The 16,719-nt window shown below is 36.1% G+C and carries 14 protein-coding genes and 1 pseudogene; 8 read left to right on the top strand and 7 right to left on the bottom strand.

What is annotated here, in order from left to right:
- Position 1: 1 nt before the first annotated feature.
- From K6I41_RS09705 to K6I41_RS09695, 3 genes are read left to right on the top strand one after another with little or no spacing between them, the layout of a single operon-like run.
- On the top strand, positions 2 to 841 hold the full coding sequence (locus K6I41_RS09705) for an ABC transporter ATP-binding protein (RefSeq protein ID WP_250374186.1): 840 nt from the start codon (positions 2 to 4) through the stop codon (positions 839 to 841).
- The gene (locus tag K6I41_RS09700) at positions 838 to 1,836 is read left to right on the top strand and encodes a HEAT repeat domain-containing protein (RefSeq protein ID WP_250374185.1); all 999 of its coding nucleotides are present in this window, start codon (positions 838 to 840) and stop codon (positions 1,834 to 1,836) included. The genes K6I41_RS09705 and K6I41_RS09700 overlap by 4 nt, the downstream gene beginning before the upstream one ends.
- Positions 1,820 to 2,101, top strand: coding sequence for a DUF971 domain-containing protein (locus tag K6I41_RS09695; protein ID WP_250374184.1), 282 nt, complete (start codon positions 1,820 to 1,822; stop codon positions 2,099 to 2,101). The genes K6I41_RS09700 and K6I41_RS09695 overlap by 17 nt, the downstream gene beginning before the upstream one ends.
- Before the next feature lie 39 nt (positions 2,102 to 2,140).
- Here K6I41_RS09695 and K6I41_RS09690 read toward each other — a convergent pair whose 3' ends face one another.
- Positions 2,141 to 3,427: an MFS transporter gene (locus K6I41_RS09690; protein ID WP_049836597.1), complete on the bottom strand. Its 1,287-nt coding sequence runs from the start codon at positions 3,425 to 3,427 to the stop codon at positions 2,141 to 2,143.
- Positions 3,428 to 3,953: 526 nt separating this feature from the next.
- On the opposite strand from K6I41_RS09690, the pseudogene K6I41_RS09685 reads away from it, so the two are divergent.
- Positions 3,954 to 6,159, top strand: a pseudogene (locus K6I41_RS09685) (TonB-dependent siderophore receptor).
- A gap of 55 nt (positions 6,160 to 6,214) precedes the next feature.
- On the opposite strand, the gene K6I41_RS09680 reads toward K6I41_RS09685, so the two are convergent.
- The gene (locus K6I41_RS09680) at positions 6,215 to 7,633 is read right to left on the bottom strand and encodes an aspartate ammonia-lyase (RefSeq protein ID WP_199987430.1); all 1,419 of its coding nucleotides are present in this window, start codon (positions 7,631 to 7,633) and stop codon (positions 6,215 to 6,217) included.
- 413 nt (positions 7,634 to 8,046) lie between these two features.
- On the opposite strand from K6I41_RS09680, the gene K6I41_RS09675 reads away from it, so the two are divergent.
- The 4 genes from K6I41_RS09675 (at position 8,047) to K6I41_RS09660 (ending at position 11,137) form a co-directional block, all read left to right on the top strand.
- Positions 8,047 to 8,229, top strand: coding sequence for a hypothetical protein (locus K6I41_RS09675; RefSeq protein WP_005305057.1), 183 nt, complete (start codon positions 8,047 to 8,049; stop codon positions 8,227 to 8,229).
- 111 nt (positions 8,230 to 8,340) lie between these two features.
- Positions 8,341 to 8,562: a hypothetical protein gene (locus K6I41_RS09670; protein WP_250375773.1), complete on the top strand. Its 222-nt coding sequence runs from the start codon at positions 8,341 to 8,343 to the stop codon at positions 8,560 to 8,562.
- A gap of 544 nt (positions 8,563 to 9,106) precedes the next feature.
- Positions 9,107 to 10,000, top strand: coding sequence for a LysR substrate-binding domain-containing protein (locus K6I41_RS09665; protein ID WP_049836599.1), 894 nt, complete (start codon positions 9,107 to 9,109; stop codon positions 9,998 to 10,000).
- Between the two features lie 243 nt (positions 10,001 to 10,243).
- Positions 10,244 to 11,137 carry a LysR family transcriptional regulator gene (locus K6I41_RS09660; protein WP_003651675.1) on the top strand — a complete coding sequence of 298 codons (894 nt, stop codon included), beginning with the start codon at positions 10,244 to 10,246 and terminating at the stop codon, positions 11,135 to 11,137.
- 45 nt (positions 11,138 to 11,182) lie between these two features.
- On the opposite strand, the gene K6I41_RS09655 is transcribed toward K6I41_RS09660, so the two are convergent.
- The 5 genes from K6I41_RS09655 to K6I41_RS09635 form a co-directional block, all read right to left on the bottom strand.
- Positions 11,183 to 12,355 (bottom strand): thiolase family protein, encoded by a 1,173-nt coding sequence (locus K6I41_RS09655; RefSeq protein WP_250374183.1) that lies wholly within the window; start codon positions 12,353 to 12,355, stop codon positions 11,183 to 11,185.
- Positions 12,356 to 12,420: 65 nt separating this feature from the next.
- On the bottom strand, positions 12,421 to 13,830 hold the full coding sequence (locus tag K6I41_RS09650) for a short-chain fatty acid transporter (RefSeq protein ID WP_250374182.1): 1,410 nt from the start codon (positions 13,828 to 13,830) through the stop codon (positions 12,421 to 12,423).
- 114 nt (positions 13,831 to 13,944) lie between these two features.
- Complete coding sequence (locus K6I41_RS09645) at positions 13,945 to 14,586, bottom strand: CoA transferase subunit B (protein ID WP_005305067.1); 642 nt, start codon at positions 14,584 to 14,586, stop codon at positions 13,945 to 13,947.
- A gap of 1 nt (position 14,587) precedes the next feature.
- Entirely contained in the window at positions 14,588 to 15,292 is a 705-nt protein-coding gene (locus tag K6I41_RS09640; protein WP_250374181.1) for a CoA transferase subunit A, read from the bottom strand.
- Between the two features lie 245 nt (positions 15,293 to 15,537).
- Positions 15,538 to 16,419, bottom strand: a complete 882-nt coding sequence (locus K6I41_RS09635) for a LysR family transcriptional regulator (protein WP_151768656.1) — start codon at positions 16,417 to 16,419, stop codon at positions 15,538 to 15,540.
- Positions 16,420 to 16,719 lie beyond the last annotated feature (300 nt).

Here is a 16,719-nt window from a genome sequence, read left to right as displayed (position 1 = left end):
AATGTCAATTACACAAGGCCATGTGCGTATTCAAAATCTATCGCTACATTTAGGGCAAGCTAAAAATCGTTTTCAGGCATTAGATCGGGTTAATTTTGAAATACAACCGGGCGAGTTTATATGTCTACTTGGCCCATCTGGTTGCGGTAAATCTACATTATTAGGTGCTTTGGCAGGACACTTACCCATTAGTTCTGGGACTTTAACGGTCGATAATGAATCTATACTTGAACCACATCCAGACAGAGGTTTGGTGTTCCAGCAACATACCTTATTTCCATGGAAAAGCGTGCTTGAAAATATTGCCTTTGGTTTAAAAATGAAAGGCATCGCTAAACAAAAGCGTATTGAACAAGCTCAGAAAATGATTGATCTGGTCGGGCTTAAAGGTTTTGAGCATAAATTTCCAGCCGAACTCTCTGGTGGCATGCAGCAACGAGTTGAAATTGCGAGAGTACTGATTAATCAACCTCGTATTTTATTAATGGATGAGCCTTTTGGTGCGTTAGATGCTCAAACTCGTTTAAAAATGCAAATGCTATTACTCGAAATTTGGCAAGAAATCCAAACGTCGGTTTTATTTATTACCCACGATATTGATGAGGCACTTTTTTTAGCCGATCGAGTGTTGATTATGAGCCATCGACCAGGGCGAATTATTGAAGAAATTCCGCTTAACTTTGAACGTCCACGGGATGTTGAGCTTGTAACAAGTAGTGAATTTACAGCCATTAAAAAACATTGCATCCAGACATTAAAAGAAGCCACTCAACAAGAAGAGTTAAGCCGTTTAAATCCATTAGGGCTTGGAAAGAAATCACAAATTAAGGAATACGAATGAGTTTTTATTATCAAGCTTTAGATGACCTCGATGAATATAATCAGGAATTTCTTGCACAGCTTAATCACGAAGATGAAAAGATTCGCTTTGTTGCTTTAATGAATATTGGTGATGAAGAAAATCCGGATTTACTTCCTTGGTTGCATGCAGCACTACAACACGATTCTTCAGCTTTAGTTCGTGAAGAGGCGGCAAAAAAACTAGAAAGTTGGGAAGATCCAACCAGTTTACAAGTATTGGCCCAAGCCTTATTTGATGCTGATCTGAATGTGAGACAAGCTGCCAGTCAAAGTTTAAGTGAAGTAAAAAATGCGGCATCAGCCCAGATCCTTGCGCCTTATTTGAAGCATACGGATACTTTTGCTCTTAGTACAATTTTACGTGCTTTAAAACCTTTACGCCCACAGTCATTATTCACAGAGATATCTGCTTTGGTACATCATGAAGAGGCTCTTGTGCGCCGTGAGGCAATCAGTGCATTAAGTTGGTTACAGCAAGACCAAGCGATTACGATATTGGCAAAAACAGCTGAAACAGATGTAGATGATGAGGTTCGCCGCATTGCAACAGGTGGTTTGGCCTATAGTCAGACCATATCAGCTGAGGTGATTCAAGCACTTCAACATTCTTTAACTTCGGAAAGTTGGCAATTAAGAGTCGAAGCTGCACTTACGATTGGAAAATTACATATCGTTCAGCTCGAAACTCCCTTAATTCATGCTTTATCTGACTTATATTGGCAAGTACGTATTGCCGCAGTTCGAAGCTTAGGGTTACTCAAGTCGCGTCTGGCAGTTGCTCATTTGTCTGATAACTTTAATCATGAAATTAGTAATTTACGTAAAGAGGTCGCTTTAGCACTCGGTGAAATTGGCACATCAGAAGCTCAGAATCTATTAGAACAACATCAAAATGACTCCGACCCAGAAGTACGAAAAGCGATTCGTATTGGATTAAATCAAATTGGTGAGGTGAAATATGCAAACCAGACCTGATATTCGTGTCGATGCTACAAATAAACAGGTTCACTTTATATGGACTGATGGTTTAAGCGTATGTCTGAGCCATCAAAATTTAAGGGAAATTTGCCCATGTGGCTTTTGTCGAGCGAAGCGAATTAAGCAAATTAAAATTGAAGATCAAAATGTCGAAGTAACAGCTATGTTCGATCAAGGATATGGTGCCCAAATTTGTTTTAGTGATGGGCATGATAAAGGGATTTTTCCGTGGGCTTTTTTAAAAGAATTTGCTAAGTGCTAAAAAATGCCTTCTGCTTGGGACAGAAGGCATCTCATTTACTTAATGATCATGTTCTAAATAGTCTGGTTTTTTCGGAAGCGCAAGGCTACACAAGAAACAGATAATCAGCATGACAATCACATATATAAAGAAGGTATTTTCGATTCCGGCAGCTTTGAATTGCAAGGCAACCGAAGGTGCAGAACCGCCAAAAATAGCATTACCTACCGCATATGAAAATCCTACCCCGAGTGCACGTACGTGAGGTGGGAACATTTCAGCTTTTACTAAGCCACTAATAGATGTATAGAAACTTAAAATCATCATCATAAAAATGAGTAGCAAGGTAATAATGATCGGCGAATCTATATAGTTAGGCATCCCAATTGCCATCACTGGATAGATAAAAATCGCAGATAATAAGCTAAATGCCAGCATTGAAGAACGTCGCCCAATACGATCCGAAATGGAACCAAATACAGGTTGAGCACACATATAGACAAATAGCGCGAAGGTCATGATATAACCAACGGTTTTTCCATCCATACCTAAATTAGTTAAATAGGTTTTTGAATAAACAGTTTCTACATAAAACGTTAATGAACCAGCAGAAGTGTATCCGACCACCAATAAAAAAGTTTTCCAATGCTTCTTAAAGAGCTCTCTTAAGCTACCAGACTCTTTGCGTTCACTATCTTGATGTGAAAGTGTTTCTTCTAAACGACTCCGTGCAAGTAAAGATAGAATGGCCGCAATACCACCAATAATGAATGGAATACGCCAACCGCCATCAAGTAATTGTTGTTCACTTAAAAATGTTAATAAGATTACGCCAAGCAGGCTGGCAAGTAACTGGCCACCAGAAAGGGTGACATATTGGAAAGAGGAATAAAAACCACGTTGACCTTTTAAGCCTAATTCACTCATATATGTTGCTACTGCACCATATTCACCACCCACCGATAGACCTTGAAGTAAGCGTACTACCAGTAAAAGGAAAGGGGCAAATAAGCCAACTTGTTCATAAGTGGGTAGGGCTGCAAATAGAAAAGAGCTCAAAGCCATTAAGCAAATTGAGACAATCATTGATTTTTTTCGACCGTGTCGGTCTGCAATGCGTCCAAATATCCAGCTACCAATAGGACGCATAAAAAAGCTTGCTGCAAATACACCCCAAACATAAATTGATTTGGTCGTACTATCCATGTCTGGTGCAGTTAGAGCTTGAGTAAAATAAGCAGCAAATACTGCATAGATATAAAAGTCGAACCATTCGACCAAATTACCTGAAGCTGCGCCTACAATCCCTCGTATTCTGCTGCTCTTTTCTTCCTTAGTATATGTCATAGATATTCCGTCAGTTAGCAGAAAAAAATAGAAATTTTCAGATGTACTGAACAGGAAATAGAATGAATCTTTAAATATCACTCAATCCTGAGTACTTTCTTAGAATTCCTCTCCATTTATTTTTTATAATTTTAAACTTCCATTCTAGTGATTCTATGATCTTTTGTTCGATTTAAAGATATTTTTACCGATTATCGAACAATTCCTTAATTTAGTGAGTTGATCAATCCACCATAAACTTTATTTAAAATCAAACATCTAATTTATCAAGCATATTGATTATTGTATTCCTCCTTGGTCTAGACCTATTTCTGAGCTTAGTTTTATTTTGACTATTTGGTAATACTTAAAAAGTTATAGTCCCAATTTCAAAGAAAATAAATGAAATTTATATAATGATGATGCTTTATTACACAAAATTTACTTAATCTAAAAAATATATAATTTGTTGTTTATGGCTATTTGTAGCTGTATTCTTGCGTGGCTAAAAATATGGAATACTTCCGATTTTTAACACACTTATATTATGCACGGTATGGGCAGGTAGTTATTCAATGGACAGACACACGCTAAATCTTCACTTCATGACATGCTCTAAAACAGCATTGGCTTCATCTATTGCACTGATCACATCTGTCGTCTATGCAAATGAAGCGGAGGTTTCGCAGCTCCCAACCATTACTGTGAACGCTACACAAAATAGTGATGCGCTATATACATCTAAAAAAGTTAATTTATCTGGTTTTCAAACAGGCGATGTAAAGAAAGTTCCTGCATCTATTACCACCATTACATCTGAGCGCCTAGCAGATCAACATGCAAAAACGCTAACTGATGTTATTAAAAATGATTCATCGTTAGGAGATGGCTACGCTGCTATTGGCTACTATCCAAACTTTGTAGCACGTGGTTTTGCCCTCGATTTAGGCTCTAGTTATCTCATTAACGGCCATACCATACGTGGCGAGCAAAATGTAGCTTTAGAAAATAAAGAGCAAGTTGAAATTTTAAAAGGCATTTCTGCGATTCAAAGTGGAATGTCGACACCAGGCGGTGTGATTAACTATGTAACCAAAAGACCTGCCGATATTAAAACTATTACGGTCGATGCAAATTCAGAAGGTGGTTATACACTAGCAACGGATGTAGGCGGCTTTTTAAATGATAATTTTGGCTATCGAATAAATTTAGCGCATGAAAGTATTCACCCAAATGTCGATCATGCAAATGGTAAGCGTGAGTTTGGTTCAGTTGCTTTAGACTGGAAAATTAATGATCGCTCTAAATTACTGTTTGACATTGAAGCACAGCATCAAAGCCAACGCTCAGTACCGGGTTATCAACTGCTTGATGGGCAAGAAGTACCAACAAATGTAGATCAAGACCGTTTATTAGGGTATCAGTCTTGGAGTAAACCGGTTGTAAATAACAGTGTAAATGCGAGTTTAAAATATCAATATGCATTTAACGATCAATGGAATGGTAGCTTAAGTGCGTCTCAAAGCCGTGTTGTGATTGATGATAATAGTGCTTTCCCATGGGGATGTTATAACGATATTTGTGAATATTCTGGTTTGGGAAATACTTTTGATAAACACGGTAATTATGATATTTACGATTTCCGCAGTCCAGATGATACGCGTATTATCAACCAGTTCACTGCTGGGTTAAATGGTCAATTCAACACTGGCAATATTCAGCATCAAGTAGGTTTCGAATTACAACGTACATATAAAACCTTAAAGCACCATACACCACTAAATGTAGCGGTAGGAACAGGCAATATCTATGAAGATACGATTGACTACAGTCCATCATCAGAAAGTCCAGGTGATCGTTACAAAGCTCTAGAGAGTGATCAAACTGCATTTACTGTATCTGACCGAGTTCAATTTAACGATCAGTGGTCAACTTTATTGGGTGGGAAGCTTATTCATCTTGATGAGCAAGCCTATCAGCCAGATGGACAGCAAAGCCGAGACACAGATTTAAATAAGTTTTTACCGCAATTAGCGCTCATGTATAGCCCAACTGCTACGACTAATCTTTATGCTTCATATGCCAAAGGTTTATCGGATGGTGGCGAAGCTCCATGGTTTGCTAATAATCCTCTAGAAGTTTTATCGCCTAGAAATTCTGAACAATATGAAATTGGTGTTAAGCAACAAATACGCAACTTCTTAGTAACTGCAGCTATTTTTGATTTAAAACAAGACAATCAATATAGTAAAGTAAATGCAGATGGAACTTTCGATTTTATTGAACAAGGTGAACAGCACAATCAAGGGGTTGAATTAGGTTTAACTGGTGCCTTAACTGATACAGTTGACGTAAGCTCTAGCATTACATACACGAAATCTCGTCTTGTTGATATTGATAGTGACAGCTACAAAGGTCATCAAACTCAAAATGTACCGAAAGTACGCGCAACTGCGCAGTTATCTTATAAAGTACCTTCAGTTGAAGGGTTAAGATTACTTAGTGGTATGCAATACAGTAGCAGTAAATATGCAAACAAAGAGGGAACTGCAAAAGTAGGCGGCTATAGCGTCTTTAATATTGGTGCTGCCTATAAAACAAATTTTTCTGGGCATGACACGACCTTCAGATTCAATATTGATAACTTATTTAATAAGAAGTATTGGCGTGATGTGGGTGCATTTATGGGTGATGACTATTTATTCTTAGGTAATCCACGTATAGCCCAGTTCTCTACAACTTTCAGTTTTTAAAATATAGAACAAATAAAAAAGGAGCTTATAAAAGCTCCTTTTTTATTTTCAGGAATTAAGCCGACATTTTTGGTTTAACCATATTATTAATCGACAAGATCTCATCAAGCACTTGTGCTGATAATAAACCTTCATTTTGAACTAAAGCCAATACGCTTTGACCAGTTTCGTTTGCAGTTTTAGCAATACGAGTTGTAGTTTCATAACCTAGGTATGGGTTAAGTGCGGTCACAATACCAATTGAGTTTTCAACTAAAGCTTTACAATGCTCAGGGTTCGCCGTAATCGTATCAATACATTTACTTTGGAACATTGCCATCGCGTTACCAAGCAAATCCATAGATTCAAATAGTTTGAATGCAATAAGTGGCTCCATTGCATTTAACTGTAATTGACCAGCTTCAGCAGCTAAAGTTACAGCCAAATCATTTGCAATAATTTGGAAGCAAGCAAGGTTCATCGCTTCAGGAATAACAGGGTTTACTTTACCCGGCATGATCGAACTACCCGGTTGACGTGCTTCTAAGTTAATTTCATTGATACCAGTACGCGGACCACTTGAAAGTAAACGCAAGTCATTGGCAATTTTTGAAAGCTTAGTTGCGGTACGCTTTAATAAACCAGATAAAAGAACAAAGTCGCCCATATCTGAAGTTGCTTCGATTAGATCAGGTGATGATTTAATTTTCTTACCAGAAATTTTTCCAAGCGCTTGAATCGCAAGTTCACGGTAACTATATTCAGTGGTAATTCCCGTACCAATCGCCGTACCACCAAGGTTCATATAAGCTAAAACATTTGGAATAAGCGTATTAATTTGTTCAAGATCTTTTTGTAGAGTTACTGCAAAAGCACCAAACTCTTGTCCTAGTGTCATAGGCACAGCATCTTGTAACTGAGTACGACCCATTTTTAAGATGTGAGCAAATTCTTGAGATTTATTACGGAAACTTAAGATTAAATTATTAAAAGGAAGGTTTAATTCATCTAAGCTTAATAACAAACCTAAGCGAATCGCAGTAGGGTACACGTCATTTGTTGACTGTGACATGTTAATGTCGTTATTAGGATGTAGATATTGATATTGACCTTTAGAATGCCCCATATATTCTAAAGCAACATTCGCCAATACTTCATTTGCATTCATATTGGTTGAAGTACCAGCACCGCCTTGCATCATATCAATCGGGAACTGGTCGTGAAAATTACCGCGAATAAGTTGATTACAACTGTATTCAATCGCTTCAAATTTAGTTTGATCTAAGCTTTTAAGATTATAGTTCGCTTCAGCACAAGCAAGTTTTACCATTGCTAATGCTTTAATTAAATGTGGGAAATTTCCAACTTTGCTTTGTGTTAAGTTAAAGTTTTCTAGAGCACGTAATGTTTGAACTCCGTAATAATCATTATTATTGATTTCTCTATAACCAATAAGATCCTTCTCAATACGGGTGGTAATTTCAGCGTTCATCATTAAACTTCGAATTAGTAGAGTAGATAATTCATATTAGATTTCGAAATGCTTCACTTCTAATGCATTTATCAAGTTAATTATGCATTTTTTGCATATCAGTTTTTTCCTTTTCTAAACCTAAAAATAAAAAAACTTTTTTATTCACAAATTATATCGAAATTTTATTTTATAAATTAATGGTTTACTTTTTAGATAAATTAAAAATAAAAAGTTCGATGATGAACTAAATGAAGATGTAATTTGAAAAAGAGCTGCATGCAAAATTTTAGACTTGTTAATTTAAGTGAAATATCAACTAATTTAATGAGGGCAATTAAAATGGAAGTGTAGTTTACCTAACAAATTTATATAAAAATGTGATGCATTTCACATAAAAGACACTATAATACGAAAAAATCTTAGTTTTTAAGTTTATGTTAAAAGTCACAGCCGCATTAATCATTTTGGGTAGTTTTACATACTATGTACTTTTTCATGGTGAAGAGAAAAGTGAGTCTAAAACTTCCCGTTTACTTAAAGACGCGGAGCAATCGATTGCTTCTGCTGAAAGTTCAGTAAACAAAGCAAATAGTATTGTACCAATATCTTATAAATAGCCACGGTTACTCAGCCTAACTATTTTATATTAACCATCAAAATATTGTTTTATCTAAATTTTATTGAAATTTAGATAAAAGACTGTATGTATAGAGACAAAATTCATGAGAATGAAGTTTATCGCCTATGATCCCAATTCTGGGGAAAAATTAAGCTTAAAAGAGCATATCCATCACATGGATAAATACACCACTTATATCTTTTTTAGTGATGAAAAAGATAATATGGTATTCAATCCGCAGAAAAAGCAAGTTTTTGAAATTACTCAATATACAGCGAATATGATGGTTGAAATTTCAAGAAAGCTATATTATTTGATTGGTGAATATTAAAAATTTATTTCAGGTCAATATAGGGTAGATACTTTAGTAGAATAGTCAGGTTTATTTAGTTGAACTATACTGCAAATATATCTTCTGATTTGAACTAGTTGATTAGGTCAGAAAGCTTAAATCCTGAAATAATCAAATTAGCAAAATTTTAGTTTTACAGTCCGTATTCTTCCCCAAGGTGCGGACTTTTTTTATAAAAATTAAGACTTGATAAAACGATGAGGGTATTTTTAGTTTTTATTAAAGCTTAAATGGTTATTTACTTGATTTATATCAACCTTACTTTTTGATTTAAAATAATTTTTAGAATAATAATTTTATATTTGTATGAGTTGTTGCGCTAAATGAAAGTCTTTTATTCTCTTACACTCTTTTCTATGTCAGAATTATTAAATACTTACTTTTATCGTTTGGCTTTGCCATCCTTCCATCGCATTTTTGCAGGTACTCCCATGTTTTATATTTTTCATTCATCTATTCAGCTATTTATTCAGCTTCCCAAGCAGACAAATTAAGGACATAACTATAAAAAGGGAATGCAAAAATGAACTTAGAAGTACGTTGGGTAGAAGACCTTTTGACACTTGAACGAGAGCGTTCTATTTCAAAAGCAGCCGAAAAACGATTTATTAGCCAATCTGCTTTTACGCGTAGAATTCAGCAAATAGAAGAGATGATTGGAGCTGAAGTCATTATTAGAAATAATAAAAATAATATTGAATTTACAGACATCGGTCGAATTATGTTGGTCATGTCTAAAAATATTGAGAAGCAGGTAGAAGAAACAGCCAAGCTGATTAAAAACATCAAAAATGAAACCGAATCTACGATTCGTTTTTGTGTAGTCCACTCATTAGCATCTGGTTTTTTAACGACTTTTTTAAAAAAATTTCCAACGTTTATGCGTGATTTAAAAATCGAAATTGTCGCAACGAACAGTGGTGAGGGCTTATCTCTTTTAAAAGAAGGTGCCTGCGATTTTATGATTTGTTATGCAGATCGATCTAATATTAATCGTGTGGGTGATGATATTTTAAGTGGGATCAAGATTGCTGAAACAGAGATTGTTCCTGTGTCAGCTACTGAAGCAGACCATACGCCTAAGCATACAATTCAAACTAATTTTTCTTTGCTTGCTTATAGTAAACATGCTTATTTGCGAAAATTAGTAGATCAGCTGATTGAAGGTAAGCTGATTTATAAAACCTTATATGAAACTGATAATGCCACCAATTTGAAAGAGCTTGTATTACAAGGTCTAGGTGTGGCATGGATTCCAAAAATCAATGTAGAGGAAGATCTCGCTAACGGAAAACTGGTCATGTTAGATCATCATGAGTATTGTCTTCCTCAAGATATTTATATTTTTAAAAATAATTTGAGTGATAACAAATCAGTCCAGCAGATCTGGAAAGGTTTTCAAATTCAGCATGATTAAATTTTAAAAAATTTATAACGATATGAGCTGTATTCACTAGATTTATATACAAAGTAACCAAATAAAGAGGCAATGCTTTTGTCTTTATGATGAAAGGCTTTATAAAGCATTGCCCATGGTCTAGATTCTTTGTTAATTTAGGCGATATATCAATAATCTAAAAACAGGTTTAGCATTTTTATTTAAGTTATATCTGTTTTCAGTCCTTTTTGAATGGATTATTTGATCCAGACGGAGACAATTTTGTTTGATCTAGATAGTAGATTACTAAATATTTTTTATCATATTTATCGGTTTAAAAGCGTTTCAATGGCTGCCGATGCTATTGGCCTTACACAACCGAGCGTTAGTAATGGACTGAACAAAATCCGTCAGCATTTTAATGATCCACTTTTTATTCGTGTTGGAAATGAAATGATTCCAACCGAATTGGCTAAAGAAATCTTTCCACTTATTAGTGAAGTGATTGATAAAGTTGAAAGCATTAATAACTTTAGTGTGAACTTTGACCCACTTACCTCAGATCAGCTTTTTACAATTGCGATGACAGATGTGTCTCATCTTGTCTTATTACCGCAACTAACCAACTATTTAAAAGAGAAAGCACCTTTAATTCGGTTAAATATTCGGCCGATTACGCCAGAAACTAGCTATCAAATGGCAAATGGTGAAATTGACCTTGCAATTGGCTTTTTACCCCAATTAGAAGAAGGCTTTTATCAACAAAAGTTTTTCAAACAACATTATGTGGTGATTAGCTCTAAGAGCCATCCTCGTTTGGACCCAAATAATTTCACTTTAGATGATTATATGCGTGAATATCATATTGATATTGATGCAGGAATCGGGCACTACCATATTAAAAATGAGTTACAGAACAAAGGATTAGATAGAAATATTTTAATTAGATTACCGAGCTATCTTGGGGTAGGATTAGTCGTTCAAGAAACAGATGCGATCGCAACGGTGCCGTATTATTTAAGCCAAGTCTTATTGGTGAGAGAAAATTTACAGATTCTACCAGCACCTCTAGACTTCCCAACCTATGATGTTAAACAGCATTGGCATATGTCTTGCCATCATAAAAGTAGCCATAAATGGTTCCGCCAAACCTGTTATGAACTTTTTAAAGTCTAAAAAAGGTGTAAGAAAAACTCTTACACCTTCTGCACGGTTTGACTCTTAGATTTCAATTGCGACAGCTGTAGCTTCACCACCACCAATACATAACGCAGCAACACCTTTCTTTTTACCCAGGCGTTTTAAAGCATAGATAAGAGAAAGAATAATTCTTGAGCCAGTTGCACCAATTGGGTGTCCTAAAGCACAAGCGCCGCCATGTACGTTGACTTTTGCTTCATCGATACCTAAATCATGAATTGGTGCCATTGCTACCATTGCAAAAGCTTCATTAATTTCCCAAGCATCTACCTCGTCAACAGACCAGCCAGCGCGCTCAAGCACTTTTTGAATTGCACTAATTGGAGCAATGGTAAATTCGCTTGGATGCTGTGAGTGAGTAGAGGTTGCAACTATTTTCGCCAAAGTATTTAAGCCATGGCTTTGAGCATATTCTTCTGTGGTAAGTACTAATGCAGCAGCACCATCAGAAATGGAGCTTGAGTTAGCAGCTGTAATTGTTCCGTCTTTACTAAAAGCTGGGCGTAATGTTGGAATCTTCTCAAGATTAGCTTTTAATGGTTGCTCATCTTGATCAATAACTTCGACACCTTTACGTGTTTTGACTTCAACAGGAACAATCTCTTCTTTGAAGTAACCTTCGGTAATGGCAGTTTGCGCTTTTTTCAAAGACGAGATCGCAAAGTTATCCATTTGCTCACGTGTAAAACCTTTGGTGTTTGCCATGTCTTGAGCAAATGAACCCATTAAACGGCCTGTTTCAGCATCTTCAAGACCATCTAAAAACATATGGTCTTTAATTTCACCGTGACCCATACGGTAACCACCGCGAGCTTTCGGCAAAATATAAGGCGCATTGGTCATAGATTCCATTCCACCTGCAACAATAATATTGGCACTACCAGCTTTTAAGGTGTCTGAAGCCATTAACACCGCTTTCATAGCAGAACCACACAGTTTATTAATGGTGACGGCACCCACATGATCTGGTACACCAGCTTTACGCATCGCCTGACGAGCAGGACCTTGACCTATGCCTGCACTCAATACACAACCAAAAATAACTTCATCTACTTGGTCAGATGTAACACCTGCACGTTGAATAGATTCACGAATTACAGCCGCGCCAAGTTCTGGTGCAGTTAAAGCTGATAGGCTGCCTTGAAAACCGCCCATTGCAGTACGGCTACCTGAAACTATAACAATTGAACTCATCTTAATATCTCTTATTGATGTATTTGTTAAAATTGCCTTTAGCTGAAACTAAAGACTCCAGTAAATTAAAAAGTGGGTGGGGTGTAGCTAAGCGTTCTTCCAAAGAACCACAATAAAAATAAAACTAATGGAAAATGCACAACGAGCTGAGTGACTGTAAAACCAATCACATCTTTTGCTTTTAGTTTTAAAATGCCTAACATTGGAAGCATAAAGAATGGATTGATTAAATTTGGTAAAGCTTCAGCTGCATTATAAATTTGTACAGACCAGCCCAAATGAACTTTTAAATCATTTGCTGCTTGCATGACATATGGTGCTTCGATAATCCATTTTCCACCGCCAGAGGGTACGAAGAACCCAAGGATGGCAGAGTAAATTCCCATCACAATTGCAAAGGTTTCTTTTGATGCGATTGAAACGAAAAACTCGGCAACATAATGAGACAGCGATAAATCCTGACTGTTTAAAGCTTGCGTCATAATAAAGGCGATGCTTCCGTAAAGTGGAAACTGAATTAAAATTCCTGATACGGCTGGAACTGCTTTTGCAACGGCATTTAAGAAGTTTCGTGGTGTTCCATGCAATGCTAGACCAAGCATTAAGAACACAAAGTTGTATGTGTTTAAGCTTGAAATAGCAATGATTGGATTACTTTTTGAAAACTCAAAAAACATCCAAATTACACCTAAAGCCACTACAATAATCGTTAAAATAGGTGAGTTTTCTAACCAGTCACCCGGACGCGTTGATTTCTCCTCATGTGGTTTGTCTTCTTCAAATTGCAAATCAAAACTATCAATCGTTTTAACATTATTGCCTTTTGGAGCTGAAAAATATGCAATCGCGATTGAAACAATCACTAAAATAATAGTCATCGCAATTGATTGCCAAAGGAAAATCGTTTCGGTAAATGGAATAACGCCAGTCAGATTGTAAATTGATTCAGGTAAACTACTTTTATTTGCCTGAAGCTGTGCTGCTGAAGAGCTAATTCCAAGTGCCCAAGTTGCACCCATACCAATAATGGCCGCTGCCGCAGCAGCACGGTAATCCATATTCAGCTCTTTACGTTTTGCTAATGCAATTACTAAAAGCGCTGTAAGAATTGTACTAACAGCCCAATTGACTAGTGAAATTAACAAACTAACCGTTGCTACCAAAACAATAGCACCACGTCCAGAATTTGGAATACGCGCCATTTTTTGAATCAGAAATTTTACGGGCTTAGAAACAGAAACGACATAACCTACAATAATGAGCATTGTCATTTGCAGTGTAAAGGGAATAAGACTCCAGAAACCATTCCCAAAAGAAGTCGCGACATCGTGAATTGGCGCACCAATACCTAAAGCAGCAACTGACACGATAATGACGCCGAGTAATGCAAAAATATATGAATCAGGAAACCATTTTTCAGACCAGTCACTAATCCGAAGAGCAAATCTTTCAAAAATTCCTTGCTGTTTTTCCATAGCTGAAAAATCCTTCTCATTCTTATTTATAGACAGCACATCCGGTGCTTAAAAGGGTTAAGACTCAAGCTCACTTTCTAACTTAAGTCTTTATTTCTTACTAAAAATTTAATTTTATGCGACTAAGGTTTTATAAAATTCGACGCCTGTAACAGCTTGAATCTGTTCAAGCGTGACATCTTTAGCAAGTTCAATCAGCTCTAAGCCTTGTGGAGTAATGTCCATTACACCTAGGTCAGTAATTACGCGATGAACCACACCTTTACCTGTTAAAGGCAAACTACAATTTTTCACAATTTTTGGCGTACCATCTTTTGCGCAGTGTTCCATAAGCACTACAACTTTTTGGACACCAACAACCAAGTCCATTGCGCCGCCCATACCTTTAACTTTCTTACCTGGAATCATCCAGTTAGCCAAGTCACCATTTTCAGAAACTTCCATTGCACCTAAAATGGCAATGTTGACATGGCCACCACGGATCATGGCAAAAGATTCTGAGCTTGAGAAAAAAGCAGCACCAGGGCGAGCAGTAACTGTTTGTTTACCAGCATTAATCAAATCAGCATCTACAGTTTCTTCAGTTGGAAACTCGCCAATACCTAATAAACCGTTTTCAGATTGAAGCCAAACATTAATATTTTCAGGGATATAGTTGGCAACTAGAGTAGGTAAGCCAATACCTAAATTGACATAAAAACCGTCTTCAAGTTCTTTTGCAGCACGTTGTGCCATTTCATTACGTGACCAAGCCATTTTATACTGCCTCCGTGCTTAAAGTTTTATGCTCAATGCGTTTTTCAGGTGATGCATTCAGTACAATACGGTTTACATAAATTCCCGCTAAATGGATTTCATCCGGATCCAATTCACCAATTTCAACAACCTGTTCAACTTCTGCGATTGTAATTTTTCCAGCCATCGCACATTCAGGATTAAAATTTTGAGCAGTTTTACGAAATACTAAATTACCCGCTTTATCTGCTTTATAGGCCTTAACAAGAGCAACATCTGCTGTTAAAGATTCTTCTAAAATGTAGTTTTTGCCATGAAAAGTACGTTCTTCTTTACCTTCGGCAATGAGTGTACCGACGCCAGTCTGAGTATAAAATGCTGGAATTCCTGCACCGCCAGCACGTAACTTTTCAGCTAAAGTACCTTGTGGTGTAAGTTCTACATCAAGTTCACCATTTAAATATTGGCGCTCAAACTCTTTGTTTTCACCAACATATGAAGAAATCATTTTTTTGATCTGTTTGGTTTGAAGCAAAATACCTAAACCAAAATCATCTACACCTGCGTTATTCGAAATACAAGTAAGACCAGTCACACCACTTTGTTTAACTGCAACAATCAGTTTTTCAGGAATTCCGCATAAACCAAAACCGCCAACGGCAAGTGTTTGATTATCTGCAATAACGTCTTTCAGTGCTGACTCTGCATTGGCATAAACTTTATTCATTCTATTGTTATCCTATATCCCTTAGTAATCTTAGTTTTAGCATCTCAATTCGTGTTATAGAAGTTAATTTTTTTAAAGGATTAATGAGTATATTCAATGAATGCTATCAAATTACCTACAAAAGATTAGAAGCATATAAAGAAAAATACTTTAAAAAATTATTCCATAGTATTGAAAATTATAATAATTAATAAATTTAGCTTAAGCGTATGCTTAGTTCACCCTAAGATGCAGTCTTTAATTTTTTAAAATTTATATCGAACTAATGCCTCAATAAATTGAGTCGAAATATTTGAAATTTCAAAGTTCTTTTTATAAACAATTCCTACAGTCTTATGAATAGATTCATCCTTTAATTCAATCAATACGTTATGTTCTTTATCAATGTGTTTAGCAAAGTGTCTAGGAATAGCACTTACACCAATTCCATAAGCTACAAAACTTGAAAGTGATGAAATTTGATGACATTCAACTTTTAAATCGAGCGTTATATTATTTCGCAAACAATTTTGCTCAACTAAATATCGAACAATTGAAGGTTTTTGTAAGGTCACGAATGGATTTGAACAGAGCTCATGCCATGTAATAGAAGATGATTGAGCAAGTGGATGAGTCTTAGGTAATAAAGCTAAGAAATCTTCTTCAAACAGAGGCTTGAATTCTAAGCCCTCGGTGAGATCAGGTTCAAAGCAGATACCAAGTTCAAAAATACCGTCTTGTACTTTTTCTATAATAGTTTCATTTGGAATATCTTGAATTGAAAAGTTCAGGTTGGGATGAAGTTCTAAAAATTGATGAATCACCTCAGGTAAAATTGCATGAGTCACAAAGGGCATTGAGGCGATACTTAAGGTTCCACGATTGAGCTTAAAACGTTGTTTAACATCATTTTCCATTTCATCCCAGTTGGCGAGTAATTTTTTAGCATAGGGAATCAGGGATTTACCTTCTTGGGTAAGCTCAACGCGACGTGTGTTACGGTTAAACAATTTACCGCCTAACTCTTCTTCTAAACTCTTGATGGTGAGACTTAAAGCAGACTGGCTTAGATGTAGCTCTAAAGATGCATTGGCATAGTTGAGTGTACGCGCAAGTGCTAAAAAAGCTTTTAATTGTTTAAGCGTCATTTCATTCCTTTAGATTGCTCAGCTTACATTGGGGTGAATTACTTCAAATATAGTATATTGATTTAAACAGTCAATTGGTTCACGTTCTTACTCAAGCTTTAAAGTAATGTTAATAGCCGTTTGAGGTATGAAAACCAGAATATTTGCGATTTGTTGATGGTTTTATAAAACCAATTAACTATAAGAAAGGCCCGGACTCTTATAAATTTTTTTGATGAGCATATTGGCGATTTTTTACGCTGTTAGGATAATTTTATCAGTTTTATGCTGCATTATTACAGTGCAAAGATGTAATAATGC

It is taken from the genome of Acinetobacter sp. AS23, assembly GCF_023612055.1.
GTDB classification, from domain to species: Bacteria; Pseudomonadota; Gammaproteobacteria; order Pseudomonadales; family Moraxellaceae; genus Acinetobacter; species Acinetobacter oleivorans.
This window is presented reverse-complemented; position numbering and strand designations above follow the sequence as displayed.